This window comes from Leclercia sp. LSNIH1 (assembly GCF_002902985.1).
Taxonomy (GTDB): domain Bacteria; phylum Pseudomonadota; class Gammaproteobacteria; order Enterobacterales; family Enterobacteriaceae; genus Enterobacter.
In genome coordinates, this window is record NZ_CP026167.1 from 931,532 (window position 1) to 948,222 (window position 16,691).

Here is a 16,691-nt window from a genome sequence, read left to right on the forward strand (position 1 = left end):
AAATCAATGCGTCATATTTCACTTTAACTTATTGATAAAGATGCTTTAATTTGCTTAATTTTCTGCGCAATTTTCGTTGTCATAAAACTGTCATAATTCGTACATTTATCTGTCACCTCTTTGTCCTATTTTGCTCATCGTAGCCACTAAACAACGATTTACGAAAATCTTGCAGGAGACATTATGAAAGTTATGCGTACCACTGTCGCAACTGTTGTCGCCGCGACCTTATCGATGAGCGCGTTCTCTGTATTTGCAGAGGCAAGCCTGACTGGCGCTGGTGCAACCTTCCCTGCGCCGGTGTATGCCAAATGGGCTGATACTTACCAGAAAGAGACTGGTAACAAGGTGAACTACCAGGGTATCGGCTCCTCCGGTGGCGTTAAACAAATTACCGCAAATACCGTTGATTTCGGCGCATCCGACGCTCCGCTGTCTGATGAAAAACTGACGCAGGAAGGCTTGTTCCAGTTCCCGACCGTTATCGGTGGTGTTGTGCTGGCGGTAAATATCCCTGGCCTGAAGTCCGGCGAGCTGGTGCTGGATGGTAAAACCCTGGGTGATATCTACCTCGGCAAAATCAAAAAATGGGATGACGAAGCCATCACTAAACTGAACCCGGGCGTGAAACTGCCTTCGCAGAACATCGCTGTGGTTCGTCGTGCTGACGGCTCCGGTACCTCCTTCGTCTTCACCAGCTACCTGGCGAAAGTGAACGAAGAGTGGAAATCCAAAGTCGGTTCCGGCTCTACCGTTAACTGGCCGACCGGTCTGGGCGGTAAAGGTAACGACGGTATCGCCGCGTTCGTACAGCGTCTGCCAGGCTCAATCGGCTACGTAGAATACGCTTACGCCAAGCAGAACAACCTGGCGTACACCAAACTGGTTTCTGCCGACGGCAAACCGGTCAGCCCAACTGAAGAGAACTTTGCTAACGCGGCTAAAGGCGCTGACTGGAGCAAATCTTTCGCTCAGGATCTGACCAACCAGAAAGGCGACAATGCATGGCCAATCACCTCTACCACCTTCATCCTGGTCCACAAGGATCAGAAGAAGCCAGAGCAGGGTGCTGAAGTGCTGAAGTTCTTCGACTGGGCATACAAAAATGGCGGCAAACAGGCTAACGACCTGGATTACGCCAGCCTGCCGGACAGCGTGGTTGAGCAGATTCGTGCTGCATGGAAAACCAACGTGAAAGACAGCAGCGGTAAAGCGCTGTACTAACAGGATATTTTTGACGAAGATGGCGGGTGGCGCTAGCGCTAACCCGCTCTACGGTTCCGACTGTAGGCCCGGCAAGCATAAGCGTCACCGGGCATATTCGTAAGACGTCTCAAACAGAAGAGTAATTTATGGCTGCAACCAAGCCTGCATTTAACCCTCCGGGTAAAAAAGGTGACATGATTTTCAGCGCGCTGGTAAAACTGGCTGCGCTGATTGTGCTATTGCTGCTGGGCGGCATTATCGTGTCCCTGATTTTCTCCTCCTGGCCGAGCATCCAGAAATTTGGTTTCTCCTTCCTGTGGACCAAAGAGTGGGATGCGCCGAACGATATCTACGGTGCGCTGGTGCCTATCTACGGCACGCTGGTGACCTCGTTTATCGCGCTGCTGATTGCGGTGCCGGTGAGCTTCGGTATCGCCCTGTTCCTGACCGAACTGGCGCCAAACTGGCTGCGACGCCCGCTGGGTATTGCCATTGAACTACTGGCGGCCATTCCAAGTATCGTTTACGGCATGTGGGGTCTGTTTATCTTCGCTCCGCTGTTCGCGACCTATTTTCAGGAGCCGGTAGGTAACGTCCTTTCCGCCATCCCGTTTGTGGGCGCGCTATTCTCCGGTCCGGCTTTCGGTATCGGCATCCTGGCGGCTGGCGTGATCCTCGCCATCATGATTATTCCGTACATTGCGGCGGTCATGCGCGATGTCTTCGAACAGACCCCGGTGATGATGAAAGAGTCGGCCTACGGTATCGGCTGCACCACCTGGGAAGTTATCTGGCGTATCGTCCTGCCGTTCACCAAAAATGGGGTAATCGGCGGCATTATGCTGGGTCTGGGTCGTGCGCTGGGTGAAACCATGGCAGTGACCTTTATCATCGGTAACACCTACCAGCTCGACAGCGCCTCGCTCTATATGCCGGGTAACAGCATTACCTCGGCGCTGGCAAACGAATTCGCTGAAGCGGAGTCGGGCCTGCACGTAGCCGCGCTGATGGAACTGGGCTTAATTCTGTTTGTTATCACCTTCATTGTTCTGGCGATCTCCAAACTGATGATCATGCGCCTGGCGAAAAATGAGGGGGCACGCTAATGGCTACGCTCGAAATGCAAAATACCGCGGAGCTGGCGGAATCCCGCCGCAAAATGCAGGCGAAACGCCGCATGAAAAACCGCCTCGCCCTGACGCTCTCCATGGCGACCATGGCGTTTGGTCTGTTCTGGCTGATCTGGATCCTGTTCTCCACGGTGGCGCGTGGTATCGACGGCATGTCGTGGGCGTTGTTTACCGAAATGACACCGCCGCCAAATACGGCAGGTGGTGGTCTGGCGAACGCCCTGGCGGGCAGCGGCCTGCTGATCCTCTGGGCGACCGTCTTCGGCACGCCACTTGGCATCATGGCGGGCATTTACCTGGCGGAGTATGGCCGTAAATCCTGGATTGCTGAAGTGATTCGCTTCATTAACGACATCCTGCTCTCTGCCCCATCGATTGTGGTCGGCCTGTTCGTCTACACCATCGTGGTGGCGCAGATGGAACACTTCTCCGGCTGGGCGGGTGTGATTGCGCTGGCGCTGCTGCAGGTGCCTATCGTTATTCGTACCACCGAGAACATGCTGAAACTGGTGCCGGACAGCCTGCGTGAAGCGGCCTACGCACTGGGTACGCCAAAGTGGAAGATGATTTCTGCCATCACCCTGAAAGCCTCCATCTCGGGGATCCTGACAGGTGTGCTGCTGGCCGTTGCCCGTATCGCCGGTGAAACGGCACCGCTGCTCTTTACCGCGCTCTCAAACCAGTTCTGGAGCACGGACATGATGCAGCCGATCGCCAACCTGCCGGTGACGATCTTTAAATTTGCGATGAGCCCGTTTGCCGAATGGCAGTCACTGGCCTGGGCCGGGGTACTGATTATTACCCTGTGCGTACTGTTACTGAACATTCTGGCGCGCGTTATTTTCGCGAAGAAGAAACACGGTTAATTATTGACGGCGTGGCACGCTGCGGCGCCGGATGAGGAAATGAGTCAATGAGTATGGTGAATACTGCTCCGGGTAAACTTTCGGTTCGTGACCTGAACTTCTACTACGGTAAGTTCCATGCCCTGAAGAACATCAACCTGGATATTGCTAAAAACCAGGTTACCGCGTTCATCGGTCCGTCTGGCTGCGGTAAGTCCACGCTGCTGCGTACCTTTAACAAAATGTATTCGCTTTATCCGGAGCAGCGCGCCGAAGGCGAGATCCTGCTGGATGGCGACAACATTCTGACCAATACCCAGGATATCGCTCTGCTGCGCGCGAAAGTGGGTATGGTGTTCCAGAAGCCTACGCCATTCCCGATGTCGATTTATGACAACATCGCCTTTGGCGTGCGCCTGTTCGAGAAGCTCTCCCGCGCCGATATGGATGAACGCGTGCAGTGGGCTTTGACCAAGGCCGCATTGTGGAACGAAACCAAAGATAAACTTCACCAGAGCGGGTACTCTCTCTCCGGTGGTCAGCAGCAGCGTCTGTGCATTGCGCGCGGTATCGCCATTCGCCCGGAAGTGTTGCTGCTGGATGAGCCGTGCTCAGCGCTGGACCCGATCTCCACCGGGCGTATTGAAGAGCTGATCACCGAGCTGAAGGCGGATTACACCGTGGTGATCGTGACCCACAACATGCAGCAGGCTGCCCGTTGTTCCGACCACACAGCATTTATGTACCTGGGCGAGTTGATTGAGTTCAGTAAAACGGACGACCTGTTCACCAAGCCTGCGAAGAAACAAACAGAAGACTACATCACCGGACGCTACGGCTGATTCAGGAGTGCGCAATGGATAATCTCAATCTTAATAAACATATTTCCGGCCAGTTTAACGCAGAGCTGGAGAGTATCCGCACCCAGGTGATGACCATGGGCGGTATGGTAGAGCAGCAGCTTTCTGACGCGATCACCGCAATGCATAACCAGGACAGCGAGCTGGCGAAGCGCGTGGTGGAAGGCGACAAACACGTCAACATGATGGAAGTGGCGATCGATGAAGCCTGCGTGCGCATTATCGCCAAGCGTCAGCCGACAGCGAGCGACCTGCGTCTGGTGATGGCGATCATCAAAACTATCGCCGAGCTGGAACGTATTGGCGACGTGGCGGACAAAATCTGCCGCACCGCGCTGGAGAAATTCTCCCAGCAACACCAGCCGCTGCTGGTGAGCCTGGAGTCGCTGGGGCGTCACACCGTGCAGATGCTGCATGATGTGCTGGATGCCTTTGCGCGTATGGATCTGGATGAAGCGGTACGTATTTATCGGGAAGATAAGAAAGTCGACCAGGAGTACGAAGGCATCGTGCGCCAGCTGATGACCTACATGATGGAAGATACGCGAACCATTCCAAGTGTACTGACCGCGCTGTTCTGCGCCCGTTCTATCGAGCGTATCGGTGACCGTTGCCAGAACATTTGCGAATACATCTTCTACTTCGTGAAGGGCCAGGATTTCCGCCATGTGGGTGGAGACGAGCTGGACAAGATGCTGGCGGGTAAAGATCCGAAAGAGTAATAACCTCCTTTCATCACGCCAGTACTTACTGGCGTGATTATTTCTGGTGCAATCACATTATTTGCCTTCATCCGTTGCCTGACGACCGAAACGCGCTAACGTGGGACGAAAAACAGCAAAGGATGGAACATGAAAAAATCATTAGCATGCCTGGCTATGGCAATCAGTATTGGAATAAGTACTGGAATGCCGGTTAACGCCGCCCCCTTTCCTGCCACACCCGATCCGGCGATGCCGGTTAGCCACTATGTCACGCAGGTTAATACGGATAAAAGTATTACCTTTCGCCTGTTTGCGCCTGCTGCGAAGCGGGTCTCCGTGGTGACGGGATCGATGCCGGAAACCTGGGTTTCCCATGATATGACGAAAGATAAAAATGGCGTCTGGTCATGGAAAAGCGAGCCTATGGCACCGAACCTGTATGAATATTTCTACGATATTGACGGTTTTCGCTCCAGCGACACGGGCAGCCGCTATCCAAAACCCCAGCGCCAGGTCAATACCAGCCTGATTCTGGTCCCCGGCAGCATTCTGGACGATCGTCCGGTTCCCCATGGCGATCTGACCACCCTGACCTGGCATTCACGGGCGCTCAACGCTGAACGCCGCGTCTATGTCTGGACCCCGCCGGGATATAACGGTAAAGGCGAACCGTTACCGGTTCTCTATTTCTATCATGGGTTTGGGGATACCGGCCTTTCAGCCATCGATCAGGGCCGCCTGCCGCAAATCATGGATAACCTGATGGCCGAGGGTAAAATCAAACCTATGCTGGTGGTCGTGCCCGACACGGAGACTGACATTCCGGAGGCGATTCCTGAAAACTTCCCGCCTGCCGAAAGACGTAAAACCTTTTATCACCTCAACGCTAAAGCGGCAGATCAAGAGCTGATGAGCGAGATAGTTCCGCTGATTGATACCCGCTTCAACGTGCGTAAAGAGGCGGAGGGCCGCGCGCTGGCGGGTCTGTCGCAGGGGGGATATCAGGCGCTGGTGTCCGGAATGAATCACCTGGACAGCTTTGGCTGGCTGGGAACCTTCAGTGGCGTTACCACAACTACCGTACCTGACGAGGGCGTAGCCGCAAGATTTAAGCAGCCCGATGTTATCAACGGACAGCTGCATAATTTTACGGTAGTGGTAGGAGAGCATGATTCGGTTACCGGAAAAGATATCGCCGGGCTGAAAGCGGAGCTGGAAAAGCAGGGCATCAAATTTGACTACAAGCTGTATCCCGGACTGAATCACGAAATGGACGTCTGGCGTCCGGCCTATGCGGAATTTGTACAAAAACTCTTTAAGTAAAAATATCAGCCCTCCCCGTTCGGGGAGGGCATTTGCTTAGCGGGTAATATTCCAGCCGCGTGCCTTCCAGAGTGCCGGCAGCTGCGCCAGATCGGTAAAGGTCGTGACTTTCGGATGGTCGAGCGGCGGGTTATGCGGATCGGCGCAGAAGTAGAACACCTCCATGCCCGCGGCGATCCCCGCCTGCGCGCCTGCGCTGGAGTCATCCACCAGGATGCAGTTCTCCACGTTGACGTTCATCGCTTTCGCCGCATGGAACATCATGGCCGGATCGGGCTTCCAGCGCTGAATATCGTAGCCGCTGAACAGTTTTTCCGGGAAATGGTGCAGCATCTGTAACTTGCCAAGGGAGTGCTGCATTTTGCTCACCGGGCCGTTAGAGACCACGCACATCGGCACCGCCATGGCATCCAGCAGGGCGCTGGCCCCGGCGATCGCTTCCAGTTCCGAGTCGAAAAGGCGTGCGACCTCGGCGCGGTAAACAGGCTCCAGATCCGCTTTCGCGAGGCTGACGCCGTGTTCGGCATTAATGATGTCGATGATCTCGTAGAGCTTCACGCCCTTAAAGCGTTTGAAGGTCTCTTCGAGATCGAGCGTGATACCAAATTCCTGGAACATGGTGACATACGCCCGGGAACAGATGACTTCACTGTCGACCAGCGTACCGTCGCAGTCGAAAAATACCGCATCAATCTGAGACATGCCTTTCCCTTTCTTAACAAGTTTAACGTTTACGTAATGCATAACGGTGTGACGCAATCGTTGCCGTATAAGCAGATGCAATGAAAAAAAGTACCTCACAACCGCCCTTATTGTCGCATTTTGGTATAGGATAGCGACGGATTTTCCCTCCCTGTTCGGAAATAGATAATGAGTCAACAACACACTACCCAGTCTTCTGGCGCGGGTTTGCTTGAGCGCGTGTTTAAACTGCGCGAGCACGGCACGACGGCACGCACCGAAGTGATCGCCGGTTTCACTACCTTCCTGACGATGGTCTATATCGTTTTCGTGAACCCACAAATTCTGGGCGTTGCTGGCATGGACACCAGCGCCGTCTTCGTTACGACCTGTCTTATCGCCGCCTTCGGCAGCATCCTGATGGGGCTGTTCGCTAACCTGCCGGTTGCCCTGGCACCGGCGATGGGCCTCAACGCTTTCTTCGCCTTCGTCGTGGTTCAGGCGATGGGCCTGCCGTGGCAGGTGGGCATGGGCGCCATCTTCTGGGGCGCGGTCGGTCTGCTGCTGCTGACCATTTTCCGCGTGCGTTACTGGATGATTGCTAATATCCCGGTCAGTCTGCGCGTAGGTATCACCAGCGGTATCGGCCTGTTTATTGGCATGATGGGGCTGAAAAACGCCGGCGTGATCGTGGCGAACCCGGAGACCCTGGTCAGCATCGGTAAACTCACCTCCCACAGCGTGCTGCTGGGTGTGCTGGGCTTCTTCATCATCGCGATTCTGGCCTCACGCAATATCCATGCGGCGGTGCTGGTGTCGATTATTGTCACTACCCTGCTGGGCTGGATGCTGGGCGACGTACATTACAACGGTATCGTCTCCGCGCCGCCGAGCGTCTCCACGGTGATTGGCCACGTCGATCTGGCGGGCTCGCTGAACCTGGGTCTGGCCGGGGTGATCTTCTCCTTCATGCTGGTGAACCTGTTTGACTCCTCCGGGACGCTGATTGGCGTGACCGACAAGGCCGGTCTGGCGGATGAGAAGGGCAAATTCCCGCGCATGAAGCAGGCGCTGTTTGTGGACAGCATCTCCTCCGTCACCGGCTCCTTTATCGGTACCTCCTCTGTGACCGCCTACATCGAATCCTCTTCCGGGGTCTCCGTGGGTGGCCGTACCGGCCTGACCGCTGTCGTCGTCGGCCTGCTGTTCCTGCTGGTGATCTTCCTCTCTCCGCTGGCCGGTATGGTGCCGCCCTACGCTGCCGCAGGCGCGCTGATTTACGTGGGTGTGCTGATGACCTCCAGCCTGGCGCGCGTGAAGTGGGATGACCTGACCGAAGCGGTGCCAGCGTTTATCACTGCGGTGATGATGCCGTTCAGTTTCTCCATCACCGAAGGCATTGCGCTGGGCTTTATCTCTTACTGTGTCATGAAGGCGGGGACCGGGCGCTGGCGTGAAATCAGCCCGTGCGTGATGGTCGTTGCGCTGCTGTTCATTCTGAAGATTGCGTTTATCGACGCGTAATAAAAAAAGCCCTTTTCTGAGAAAAGGGCTTTAATTTTTGTCCGTTCTTTTACGCTTTAACCCGCTGAATATACTTCCCGAACGCGCTCAGCTGTCCGCTCAGGTGATCCAGCGTGCTCTGGTCAATCACTTCACCCGTCTGCGGATCGACCTTGTTCTGAATCACGCCACCCATAAATTCCGGCTTGTTCATTACCATCGCATCCAGGAAGACCAGGATCTGGCGCAGATGATACTGGCAGCGCGCACCGCCAATCGCCCCCATTGAGCTGGTCTGGATCAGCACCGGCTTGCCTGCCAGCGGCTGCTCCGGCAGACGAGAAAGCCAGTCGATAGCATTCTTTAAGCCACCCGGCACGGAGTAGTTATATTCCGGAGTCACAATCACCACGCCGTCTGCCTGGCGGATCTGTTCTGCCAGCGCTTCTACGGCAGCAGGGAATCCCTCTTCCTGCTGTATATCGGCGTCGTACAGCGGGATATCGCCGATCGACGGCAGGGCGCTAATTGCCATCCCCTCAGGCGCCAGCTTCGGCAGAGTGCGGGCAACCATGCCGTTAAATGAACCTTTGCGCAGGCTTCCCAGTAACGTAACAACATTCAACGTATCAGACATCACTACTCCTTCTTCATCATGATGGCCCTGCTGAAGGGTCAGGTAAGGGTAATTGCTTTCTCCGCCGGTAAACTGGTGAGTCGCATCAGGCGTGCTGCCGGCTCGTTGGCGCGGGCAGGAACATCCGGCAGACCGTTCCATCCAAGGCGGCTATCGAATGCCCAGATTTTTAACCGTTCAATAACCGGGGTGACGGCAACAGACCAGATCAGCACATCTTCGGCATCGCTTAAGGCTTCCACCTGCGCGGCTCTGGATGCCCGTAGACGACCTGAGCCCGGTAACAGTTGCAGCAGGCTGGCGCAGTCGCTGGCGTCGCCTGACAGTTTACGAATGCTCTGGCGCAGGGTAATGAGCTGTGCTCTGGCTTCGTTGGGGTCGTTCTGATTACGCACCCATAAGTTCTCGTTGCTGGACAAGGGGTAGGTGTCGTGAGCGTGGGTACCATCCATGCTGCGAATGGTCCGCTGCAGCTCCATATCCAGGCCGCAGTCGCCCTCAGTGGTCAGCGCCAGACCCACGATATTGCCGGCGTAGGCAATGGAAAAACGGGGAAGCGCAGGATCGGCAAAAACCGGGCGACCCTCAGGTTCGGTAATTACGTCCGGCAGCTCGCTGGTGCCGTAAAGCATAAACATCAGTTCAGCAAGCAGCGATCGGGAAGCCAAAAATCGCGCCCGACGATGTTCCGGAAGCTTCCGCGCTTCGATATGACAGGATGGAGAGAGTCTGGTCGAAACCAGCCGCCCCTCGGTCAGCGTCCCTCTTGCAAAATGCGTTGCCATTTTTCGCTCCATGATAATGGTCAGTAGACGGGTTAAACGTTTACATCATTATCGCTTAACTGATCTACTGTTTTAATGGCTAAATGGGGGTAAGGGAAGTTTTGCAGCGGAACTTTACACTTTCTTAGCCAAAAACCGGACCGTTAGCGCAATGGAGAACCATACAGCGCCTTAATGGTTTCTCTCAGCCAGAGGATTTTAGGGTTGTGGCTGTTACGCTTATGCCAGATCAGGGTGAAGGGAACGGTGAGCTTTTGCGCCTGCGCTTCATCGATGGGGATTGGCAGGGTAACCAGCTTCCGCTGGTGGAGCTGATTATAGTGATGGCAGTAGTGCGGCGCGGTGGCAATATAATTATGGCCCGGCTGCGCCGCCATAAACATCGACTGCTCGAATCCAGGCAGGCTCATGGCGATATTACGCGTACGTCCCATCTCTCTCAGCACCTCATCCAGCGCCCAGGTGTCGCTTCGCTCCCAGAAGATGCTGATATGCGGATAGCGCAGGAAGGTCTCCAGATCCCACGTCTCCTGGAGAGCGGGATGGTCCTCACGCAGATAGACGCACGGACGGTCGCTGAAGAGAATTTCGTAGTCGATAAACCACGGCATCAGCTTCAGTAACTCCCGGGAGCGCGGGTGCGTTTCGCGCCCGGTAAAACCGAGATCGACCTCTCCCCGGGTAATGGCGTCCAGCGAATCGTAATCCCAGTGGCGCATCTTCACGGTCGCCTGTGGGTAACGCTGATTCACCTGTTCCAGCAGGGCGTTAAAGCGGATCAGCATCAGCGGCGTTTCCGCCGCCAGCTCAAAGGTCAGGCCGCCGGGAGAGTCATGGTGGAATTTATCGAGGATCTGGTTGCCAATCTGCATCCAGTCGGCCAGATTCTGTTCCAGACTCATCGTCAGCGGAGTAGGCAGCAGCCCCAGAGGGGTCTTTACAAACAGCGGATCGTCGAACCAGTCGCGCAGCTTCGCCAGTGATTTACTCACCGCGGACGGGGTAACGTTCATCCGTTTCGCGGCTTTGGTGACGCTGCGTTCCTGCAGCAAAAGCTGCAGGCACAACAACAGGTTAAGATCGAGACTGCTGAGGTGCTTCTTCATGATGTGCTGCGGGCCGGATGACCATAAGTAGGGTGATGCTGAGCATGCTACAGCCAATCAGAACCCCGATCAGCATATTCAGTGCATTCAGCCCGATTATCGCCGCCAGCCAAATCCACAGCGACGAGCCGCAGACCTGAGTAATACCCAGCACCGAGCTTGCCACTCCCGCTCGCAGCGCAAACGGCCCTAATGCCTGGCTCATTGCCACGCCAAACCCCATTGAGAACCCGGCGCAAACCAGGGTAATACCGGCCAGCATCAGGGCAGGAGAGCTGGCTGTCGCCAGCACCACGCCCGCCGCCAGGAACAGTACCTGCGAGGTCAGTATCAGCGTGCGCTGGCGGAAGATATTCAGTGCAAACGGCGCCGAAAAGGAGACGACCATGCTGACCAGCGCGGTTAACGCCATCACTGTGGAATACTCGCCTCGATCGAAACCCATGATTTCCATTAATAACACCGGGGAAGCGTTTACATAGGTCAGGATCACCGCCACGCTCAGGGTGGTGATCAGCAGCCGGCTAATGAAGAAGCGGTTAAGCAGCGTCTCCTCCGGCGGAACCGACGCCGTGTGACCAGGGTTTTGCGCTCCCGGATGGGTCTCTTTCAGCACCGCGATAGAGAGGATAAAAACCAGCATTCCCATCGCCGCCATGGCCCAGAAGAGGCTCTGCCACGGGAATTGCAGCATGATCAGGTAGCCCACCACCGGTGCCAGCACCGGAATAATACAGGTGATACCGTTTATCATGGAGAGCACCTTGGCGCGTCGCTGGGTGCTTAAGGTGTCACGCAAAATCGCAAACGCCACCACGTAGCAGCCGCCCGCGCCGATGCCCTGGATAAAGCGCCCGGCCAGAAACAGCGTACTCTCCTGCGCCAGAGAGCAGAGCACCGATGCCAGGGCAAAAATTACCGCCCCGGTAATGGCGACGGGCTGCCGTCCGGCTTTATCGGCAATCTTTCCGGCAAACACCATCGATGACGCCATCCCCGCGAGGTAGGCTGAAAACGCGATATGCAGCTGCGCTTCGCTGGCGCCCAGATCGCGGGCGATGTGCGGCAGCCCCACCAGATACATATCAATGCCCGATGGATAAAGCAGCACCAGCGCAAAACTACAAAACAGAAAACGAGCCATAAATCCCCCATAAATGCAGGCATGAAGCATAGGGGGAGAAGGAAGGTTTAGCGAGTTGCCATTTGGACAAAGGTGATTTCCTGGCAGGAAAGCCACCTCAGCGTGAGGTGGCTTACAGGAACGCAGGCAGGATCAACCGAAGCGCGGCAGGAAATTAAAGGTATTACCGAACCAGCAAAAAATGACCACGACCCCGAAGAGGATCACCAGAGAAGGGATCGCCATCCCTCCCCAGACGGTGAAGATCTTATCCGGGAATTTCTGTCTCGCTTTCAACGCCAGCAGGGCCGGGACAATGACCGCCCATAGGGTTGCACACAGCCCGGCACCGCCAATTCCGTAGATAAAGCCGTTCGGGAAGATAAGGTAGAGCAAAGTGGGCGGCAGGAAGGTCAGCATGATTGTCTTCAGACGACCGGAGGGGGAATTATCCAGTTTAAAGAGGTCGGCAAGGTAATCGAACAAGCCTAGCGTGACGCCAAAGAAGGAGCTGGCGACGGCTAAATTGGAGAACACCAGTAAGCAAAATTCGATGACCCCGTGCTGGCGGGTGCCAAGGAAAGATTTCACCAGCGAATCGACGTTGCCCCCGGATGAGATGATCTCGTTGAAGCTGTCGCGGGTGATATTCCCCATCGTGCAATACAACCAGAACAGATAGATAAAAAGCGCCAGCAGCGAGCCAAACACAAGGCTTTTTATCAGTTTATCTTTCCGCTTCCCATAGCAGATGATCAGGCTGGGAATATTGCCATGAAAACCAAACGACGCCAGGCAGACGGGCAGGGCCATAAAGATATAGGGGAAGTAGCTGGTATTGCTGGCAGAGATAACGTTGCTGTCTCTTAATATCGAGTAATCAACCTGAAAGAAAAATGACCCAAAAACAACGATAAAGGCGATGATCTTAATGCCTAAAAACAGCGAGGTAATCCTGCTGGCGGCTAATGAGCTGAACCACAACACCGCCGCGACAAAGAGCGCCGTACTGACACCCACAATGCGCGGGTTCACATGCGTGCCCTGATTCATGGCGATGGTTTCACTTATGATTGCGCCATTGGCCGAGATATAGGCATAGGTCAGGATATAAAGCACAAAGGCGACCGTGAAACCACTTACGATATTCCATTTATTGCCAAGCAGATCTTTGGTGACCGTATTAAAACTTGAGCCGACAGGATAGTTCAAATTTGCTTCCAGCAATAATAACCCGGAGTGAAGCATTGAAAACCAGGCAATAATTAAAATAAAGGCACCCCAAAAAAACCATGCCCCTGCCAAATCCACGGGTAAAGCAAACATTCCCCCGCCAATAACGGTACCTGCTATAACCATGACACCCCAAACCGAAGAGTGTTTAGTCTCTAATTCTAAAGCGTTATCCATGGTGCCCCCATCAATTATGGTAAGCCTGATGTTATTGATATATTTACTTTGTGGGTGGCTAACATTATTTAGCCACCCGGGGACAGAAGGTTAAACTTCTTTGAGTTTTGCAGTGAAGTGGCGTAATACTTTAGGTTCGTAAGTGAAGGTTAACCCTTTTATATTCTTCGCATTTTCTTTAACGTGTTTAAAGGCTTCGACGATGAAATCCATATGCGATTGCGTATACGTGGCCCGCGGAATCGTTAAACGCAGCAGCTCTGCCGGGCAAGGTAATTGTTTACCTGTTTTCGGATCGCGGCCTAATAAGAACGAACCGATCTCAACTGCGCGGATACCTGCTACTTTATAGAGCTCACAGGCCAGCGCCTGCGCCGGGAACTGTTCTGCTGGAATGTGCGGCAATAACTTACCCGCATCCACGAAGGCAGCATGGCCCCCCGCCTGCTGGCAAACCACCCCGATGGCTTCCAGGCCGTCAACCAGGTACTGCACCTGATTAATCCGGTAGGCCAGCCAGTCCTGGCCCATGCCATCATGCAGGCCGACAGCCAGACGCTCCATCGCGCCACCTTCAAGGCCACCGTAAGTCGGGAACCCTTCCTGAACGACGCACAACGTTCTGCACTCGGTGTAGACGTCGAAGTAGTCATCGTTCTTGATGCACAGCAACCCGCCCATGGGCACCATGGCATCTTTCTTGGCGGACATCGCCAGCATATCCGCGTACTTATAGGTTTCCCGGGTTATTTCCGCGATAGTCCAGTCTTTATATTCCGCTTCACGTTTCTGAATAAACCAGGCGTTTTCTGCGAAGCGCGCCGAATCCATGACGACCGGGATATCGTATTTTCTGGCAATCGCATACATCGCTTTCAGATTCGCCAGCGACACCGGCTGTCCACCGGCGGAGTTGCTGGTGATGGTTGCGACAATATAAGGCACGTTACTCGGCCCCACCTCTTCAATGCCGTTTTCCAGGCCCTGCAGGTCAAAATTGCCTTTAAAATCGTAACGGACGCCGGTATCGAATGCTTCCTTAATATAGACGTTGCGCACGGTGCAGCCATTTATCTGGCTATGACCCTGTGTGGTATCAAAGAAGTAGTTCGAGAAGGCGACCATTTTCGAGCGGTCTAACCCCTTCTCCTGCTCGCGTTTTTTGATTAACACAGGAATATAAATCTGCTCGGCGCCGCGCCCCTGATGGGTCGGGATAGTATATTGATAGCCGAAAATTTCTTTCACCGCGTCGGACAGCGCATAGTAACTCCGGCTTCCGCTATAGGCTTCGTCACCGCGCAGCATGGCGGCCTGCATATTTTGTGTGACAGCGCCAGTGCCGCTGTCGGTCAGTAAATCAATAAACACGTCTTCGCTATCCAGCAGGAAAGGGTTCATCCCGGATTTAATAATAGCGTTTTCGCGATGCTCCCTTGTGGTGCGTTTAACTGGCTCAATAACTCTGATGCGAAATGGCTCTGGTAAATGTTTGAAGTTTTCCATTATATCATTCCTGTTTTTATTGCAGCGGTGCTGGTGGCTATTTTAATAACCATTAATACAGGCATGCCTGGGCCTGCCATACCGCTACGCAACCGGGAGAATATATTTCACCGACAGAGACGTGCAGAGGCACAATTGCAGCCTTATGGGCGCAATGATTTCAGGCATACCGGATAAATAGAGTGTTAATCTATTCAGGTTGCATAGAGAATGAGAAGCGAAGGGAGATTAAGGATGGTGATTGACAATTTTATTGTCAATATTGAACCACTTAGAAGTGATATATGTATTTAAGATAATCATCATTGATTTATCCTCATTAGACACGCTACTACACTATTCGAATGAGAATATTTGTCTATGCGCGGTGATATTAATTGTGATTGTAATCACAGAGAATATAACAGGCGTATTTGGTATTTATTCAGGTAATATGAGAAAAGAAAAAGCCGCAATAACAGCGATGCTATTGCGGCTTTTTTGCAGTTAACTGCAACGGGTTTATTTCCCGATGCAGAAGCTGGAGAAGATGCGACCCAGCAGATCGTCCGAGGTAAACTCCCCGGTGATCTCGCTTAACGCCTGCTGCGCCAGACGCAGCTCTTCTGCCAGCAACTCTCCGGCCCAGGCGCCGAGCAGCTGCGCTTTACCCTGATCCAGATGCTGTGCCGCCTCTTCCAGTGCCTGCAGATGGCGACGACGGGCGAGGAAGCCGCCCTCCATGCTGGTATCAAAGCCCATGCTCTGCTTCAGATGGTTGCGCAGCTCATCCACACCCTCGCCGGTGCGCGCCGACAGACGGATAAGTGAGTGACCATTCACATCGCTGATACCCAGCGTTTCGCCGGTGACGTCCGCTTTGTTACGCACCACGGTGATCGGCAGTTTTGCCGGCAGGCGGGCGATAAAGTCTGGCCAGATCTCGGCCGGGTCAACGGCGGCGGTGGTAGTCCCGTCGACCATAAACAGCACCCGGTCGGCCTGCTCGATCTCCTGCCAGGCGCGCTCGATACCGATGCGCTCCACTTCGTCACTGGCATCGCGTAAGCCCGCGGTGTCGATGATATGCAGCGGCATACCATCGATATGAATATGTTCCCGCAGCACGTCGCGGGTGGTACCAGCAATGTCGGTAACAATTGCCGCTTCGCGCCCCGCCAGGGCATTCAGCAGGCTCGATTTCCCGGCATTAGGGCGACCAGCAATCACCACCTTCATCCCTTCGCGCAGCAGGCTGCCCTGACGCGCCTCGGCACGTACCGCGTCGAGATCGTTCATCACCGCGTTAAGCTGGGCTTCGATTTTGCCATCGGAGAGGAAGTCGATCTCCTCATCCGGGAAATCAATGGCTGCTTCCACGTAGATGCGCAGGTGAGTAAGTGCTTCCACCAGATGGTTAACGCGCGCGGAAAAGGCGCCCTGCAGCGAGTTCAGCGCCGAGCGCGCGGCCTGCTCGGAGCTGGCGTCGATCAGGTCGGCAATCGCTTCTGCCTGGGCCAGATCCAGCTTGTCGTTCAGAAACGCCCGCTCGGAGAACTCGCCCGGTTTAGCGATGCGTACGCCCGGCAGGGTCAGAATGCGTTTCAGCAGCAGGTCGAGGATCACCGGCCCGCCGTGGCCCTGCAGTTCGAGCACATCTTCGCCGGTAAAGGAGTTCGGGCCCGGGAACCAGAGTGCGATGCCCTGGTCCAGCGCCGTTCCGTCGCTATCTTTAAAGGGCAGATAATCGGCATAGCGTGGCTTTGGCAGTTTACCCAGCACCGCTTCTGCTACCTCGCGCGCCTTCAGGCCGGAGATACGCAGAATGCCCACACCACCGCGTCCCGGTGGGGTTGCCTGGGCGACGATAGTGTCGTTATGGCTCATGGTTTG

At 54.7% G+C, this 16,691-nt stretch carries 17 protein-coding genes; 8 read left to right on the forward strand and 9 right to left on the reverse strand.

Annotated elements, in window-relative coordinates; all coding sequences use genetic code 11:
• Positions 1-183 precede the first annotated feature (183 nt).
• From pstS to C2U54_RS04790, 6 genes are all read left to right on the forward strand, one after another.
• Positions 184-1,224 (forward strand): phosphate ABC transporter substrate-binding protein PstS, encoded by a 1,041-nt coding sequence (pstS, locus tag C2U54_RS04765; protein WP_103177613.1) that lies wholly within the window; start codon positions 184-186, stop codon positions 1,222-1,224.
• Positions 1,225-1,352: 128 nt separating this feature from the next.
• Entirely contained in the window at positions 1,353-2,312 is a 960-nt protein-coding gene (pstC, locus tag C2U54_RS04770) for a phosphate ABC transporter permease PstC (protein ID WP_103177614.1), read from the forward strand.
• Positions 2,312-3,202, forward strand: coding sequence for a phosphate ABC transporter permease PstA (gene pstA, locus C2U54_RS04775; RefSeq protein ID WP_103177615.1), 891 nt, complete (start codon positions 2,312-2,314; stop codon positions 3,200-3,202). The genes pstC and pstA overlap by 1 nt, the downstream gene beginning before the upstream one ends.
• A 47-nt stretch (positions 3,203-3,249) precedes the next feature.
• A complete protein-coding gene (gene pstB / locus C2U54_RS04780) occupies positions 3,250-4,023 on the forward strand; it encodes a phosphate ABC transporter ATP-binding protein PstB (protein WP_103177616.1) in 774 nt (257 codons plus the stop codon).
• A 14-nt stretch (positions 4,024-4,037) separates the two neighbouring features.
• Positions 4,038-4,763 (forward strand): phosphate signaling complex protein PhoU, encoded by a 726-nt coding sequence (gene phoU, locus C2U54_RS04785; RefSeq protein WP_103177617.1) that lies wholly within the window; start codon positions 4,038-4,040, stop codon positions 4,761-4,763.
• Positions 4,764-4,919: 156 nt separating this feature from the next.
• Positions 4,920-6,068 carry an esterase gene (locus C2U54_RS04790; RefSeq protein ID WP_371816564.1) on the forward strand — a complete coding sequence of 383 codons (1,149 nt, stop codon included), beginning with the start codon at positions 4,920-4,922 and terminating at the stop codon, positions 6,066-6,068.
• Between the two features lie 36 nt (positions 6,069-6,104).
• On the opposite strand, the gene yieH is transcribed toward C2U54_RS04790, so the two are convergent.
• Positions 6,105-6,770: a 6-phosphogluconate phosphatase gene (gene yieH / locus C2U54_RS04795; protein ID WP_103177619.1), complete on the reverse strand. Its 666-nt coding sequence runs from the start codon at positions 6,768-6,770 to the stop codon at positions 6,105-6,107.
• A 168-nt stretch (positions 6,771-6,938) separates the two neighbouring features.
• On the opposite strand from yieH, the gene adeP reads away from it, so the two are divergent.
• Positions 6,939-8,273 carry an adenine permease AdeP gene (gene adeP, locus C2U54_RS04800; protein ID WP_139156311.1) on the forward strand — a complete coding sequence of 445 codons (1,335 nt, stop codon included), beginning with the start codon at positions 6,939-6,941 and terminating at the stop codon, positions 8,271-8,273.
• 49 nt (positions 8,274-8,322) lie between these two features.
• On the opposite strand, the gene C2U54_RS04805 is transcribed toward adeP, so the two are convergent.
• The 6 genes from C2U54_RS04805 to tnaA all read right to left on the reverse strand — a co-directional run bounded on the left by C2U54_RS04805 (position 8,323) and on the right by tnaA (position 14,819).
• Positions 8,323-8,889 (reverse strand): NADPH-dependent FMN reductase, encoded by a 567-nt coding sequence (locus C2U54_RS04805; protein ID WP_103177621.1) that lies wholly within the window; start codon positions 8,887-8,889, stop codon positions 8,323-8,325.
• A gap of 38 nt (positions 8,890-8,927) precedes the next feature.
• Positions 8,928-9,674, reverse strand: coding sequence for a 4'-phosphopantetheinyl transferase family protein (locus C2U54_RS04810; protein WP_103177622.1), 747 nt, complete (start codon positions 9,672-9,674; stop codon positions 8,928-8,930).
• A gap of 143 nt (positions 9,675-9,817) precedes the next feature.
• Positions 9,818-10,780 (reverse strand): HTH-type transcriptional regulator YidZ, encoded by a 963-nt coding sequence (gene yidZ, locus C2U54_RS04815; protein ID WP_103177623.1) that lies wholly within the window; start codon positions 10,778-10,780, stop codon positions 9,818-9,820.
• Complete coding sequence (locus tag C2U54_RS04820) at positions 10,749-11,924, reverse strand: MFS transporter (protein ID WP_103177624.1); 1,176 nt, start codon at positions 11,922-11,924, stop codon at positions 10,749-10,751. Before C2U54_RS04820 ends, yidZ begins: the two co-directional genes overlap by 32 nt.
• 132 nt (positions 11,925-12,056) lie before the next feature.
• Positions 12,057-13,313 carry a low affinity tryptophan permease TnaB gene (gene tnaB, locus C2U54_RS04825; RefSeq protein WP_103177625.1) on the reverse strand — a complete coding sequence of 419 codons (1,257 nt, stop codon included), beginning with the start codon at positions 13,311-13,313 and terminating at the stop codon, positions 12,057-12,059.
• 90 nt (positions 13,314-13,403) lie between these two features.
• Positions 13,404-14,819 carry a tryptophanase gene (gene tnaA, locus C2U54_RS04830; protein WP_103177626.1) on the reverse strand — a complete coding sequence of 472 codons (1,416 nt, stop codon included), beginning with the start codon at positions 14,817-14,819 and terminating at the stop codon, positions 13,404-13,406.
• Between tnaA and C2U54_RS27155 the strand changes: the two genes are divergently transcribed.
• Complete coding sequence (locus tag C2U54_RS27155; RefSeq protein ID WP_139156312.1) at positions 14,802-14,996, forward strand: hypothetical protein; 195 nt, start codon at positions 14,802-14,804, stop codon at positions 14,994-14,996. The genes tnaA and C2U54_RS27155 overlap by 18 nt on opposite strands.
• A gap of 51 nt (positions 14,997-15,047) precedes the next feature.
• Here the strand turns inward: C2U54_RS27155 and tnaC are convergent, their stop codons facing one another.
• Positions 15,048-15,125, reverse strand: coding sequence for a tryptophanase leader peptide (tnaC, locus tag C2U54_RS28060; RefSeq protein WP_350028380.1), 78 nt, complete (start codon positions 15,123-15,125; stop codon positions 15,048-15,050).
• Positions 15,126-15,320: 195 nt separating this feature from the next.
• Positions 15,321-16,685, reverse strand: a complete 1,365-nt coding sequence (gene mnmE / locus C2U54_RS04840; RefSeq protein WP_103177627.1) for a tRNA uridine-5-carboxymethylaminomethyl(34) synthesis GTPase MnmE — start codon at positions 16,683-16,685, stop codon at positions 15,321-15,323.
• Positions 16,686-16,691 lie beyond the last annotated feature (6 nt).

Bases quoted from the DNA above. Each gene is read 5' to 3' on its own strand.
- pstS (WP_103177613.1), top strand. From the start codon at position 184: ATGAAAGTTATGCGTACCACTGTCGCAACTGTTGTCGCCGCGACCTTA.
- pstC (WP_103177614.1), top strand. From the start codon at position 1,353: ATGGCTGCAACCAAGCCTGCATTTAACCCTCCGGGTAAAAAAGGTGAC.
- pstA (WP_103177615.1), top strand. From the start codon at position 2,312: ATGGCTACGCTCGAAATGCAAAATACCGCGGAGCTGGCGGAATCCCGC.
- pstB (WP_103177616.1), top strand. From the start codon at position 3,250: ATGAGTATGGTGAATACTGCTCCGGGTAAACTTTCGGTTCGTGACCTG.
- phoU (WP_103177617.1), top strand. From the start codon at position 4,038: ATGGATAATCTCAATCTTAATAAACATATTTCCGGCCAGTTTAACGCA.
- C2U54_RS04790 (WP_371816564.1), top strand. From the start codon at position 4,920: ATGGCAATCAGTATTGGAATAAGTACTGGAATGCCGGTTAACGCCGCC.
- yieH (WP_103177619.1), bottom strand. From the start codon at position 6,770: ATGTCTCAGATTGATGCGGTATTTTTCGACTGCGACGGTACGCTGGTC.
- adeP (WP_139156311.1), top strand. From the start codon at position 6,939: ATGAGTCAACAACACACTACCCAGTCTTCTGGCGCGGGTTTGCTTGAG.
- C2U54_RS04805 (WP_103177621.1), bottom strand. From the start codon at position 8,889: ATGTCTGATACGTTGAATGTTGTTACGTTACTGGGAAGCCTGCGCAAA.
- C2U54_RS04810 (WP_103177622.1), bottom strand. From the start codon at position 9,674: ATGGCAACGCATTTTGCAAGAGGGACGCTGACCGAGGGGCGGCTGGTT.
- yidZ (WP_103177623.1), bottom strand. From the start codon at position 10,780: ATGAAGAAGCACCTCAGCAGTCTCGATCTTAACCTGTTGTTGTGCCTG.
- C2U54_RS04820 (WP_103177624.1), bottom strand. From the start codon at position 11,924: ATGGCTCGTTTTCTGTTTTGTAGTTTTGCGCTGGTGCTGCTTTATCCA.
- tnaB (WP_103177625.1), bottom strand. From the start codon at position 13,313: ATGGATAACGCTTTAGAATTAGAGACTAAACACTCTTCGGTTTGGGGT.
- C2U54_RS27155 (WP_139156312.1), top strand. From the start codon at position 14,802: ATGTTTGAAGTTTTCCATTATATCATTCCTGTTTTTATTGCAGCGGTG.
- tnaA (WP_103177626.1), bottom strand. From the start codon at position 14,819: ATGGAAAACTTCAAACATTTACCAGAGCCATTTCGCATCAGAGTTATT.
- tnaC (WP_350028380.1), bottom strand. From the start codon at position 15,125: ATGATGATTATCTTAAATACATATATCACTTCTAAGTGGTTCAATATT.
- mnmE (WP_103177627.1), bottom strand. From the start codon at position 16,685: ATGAGCCATAACGACACTATCGTCGCCCAGGCAACCCCACCGGGACGC.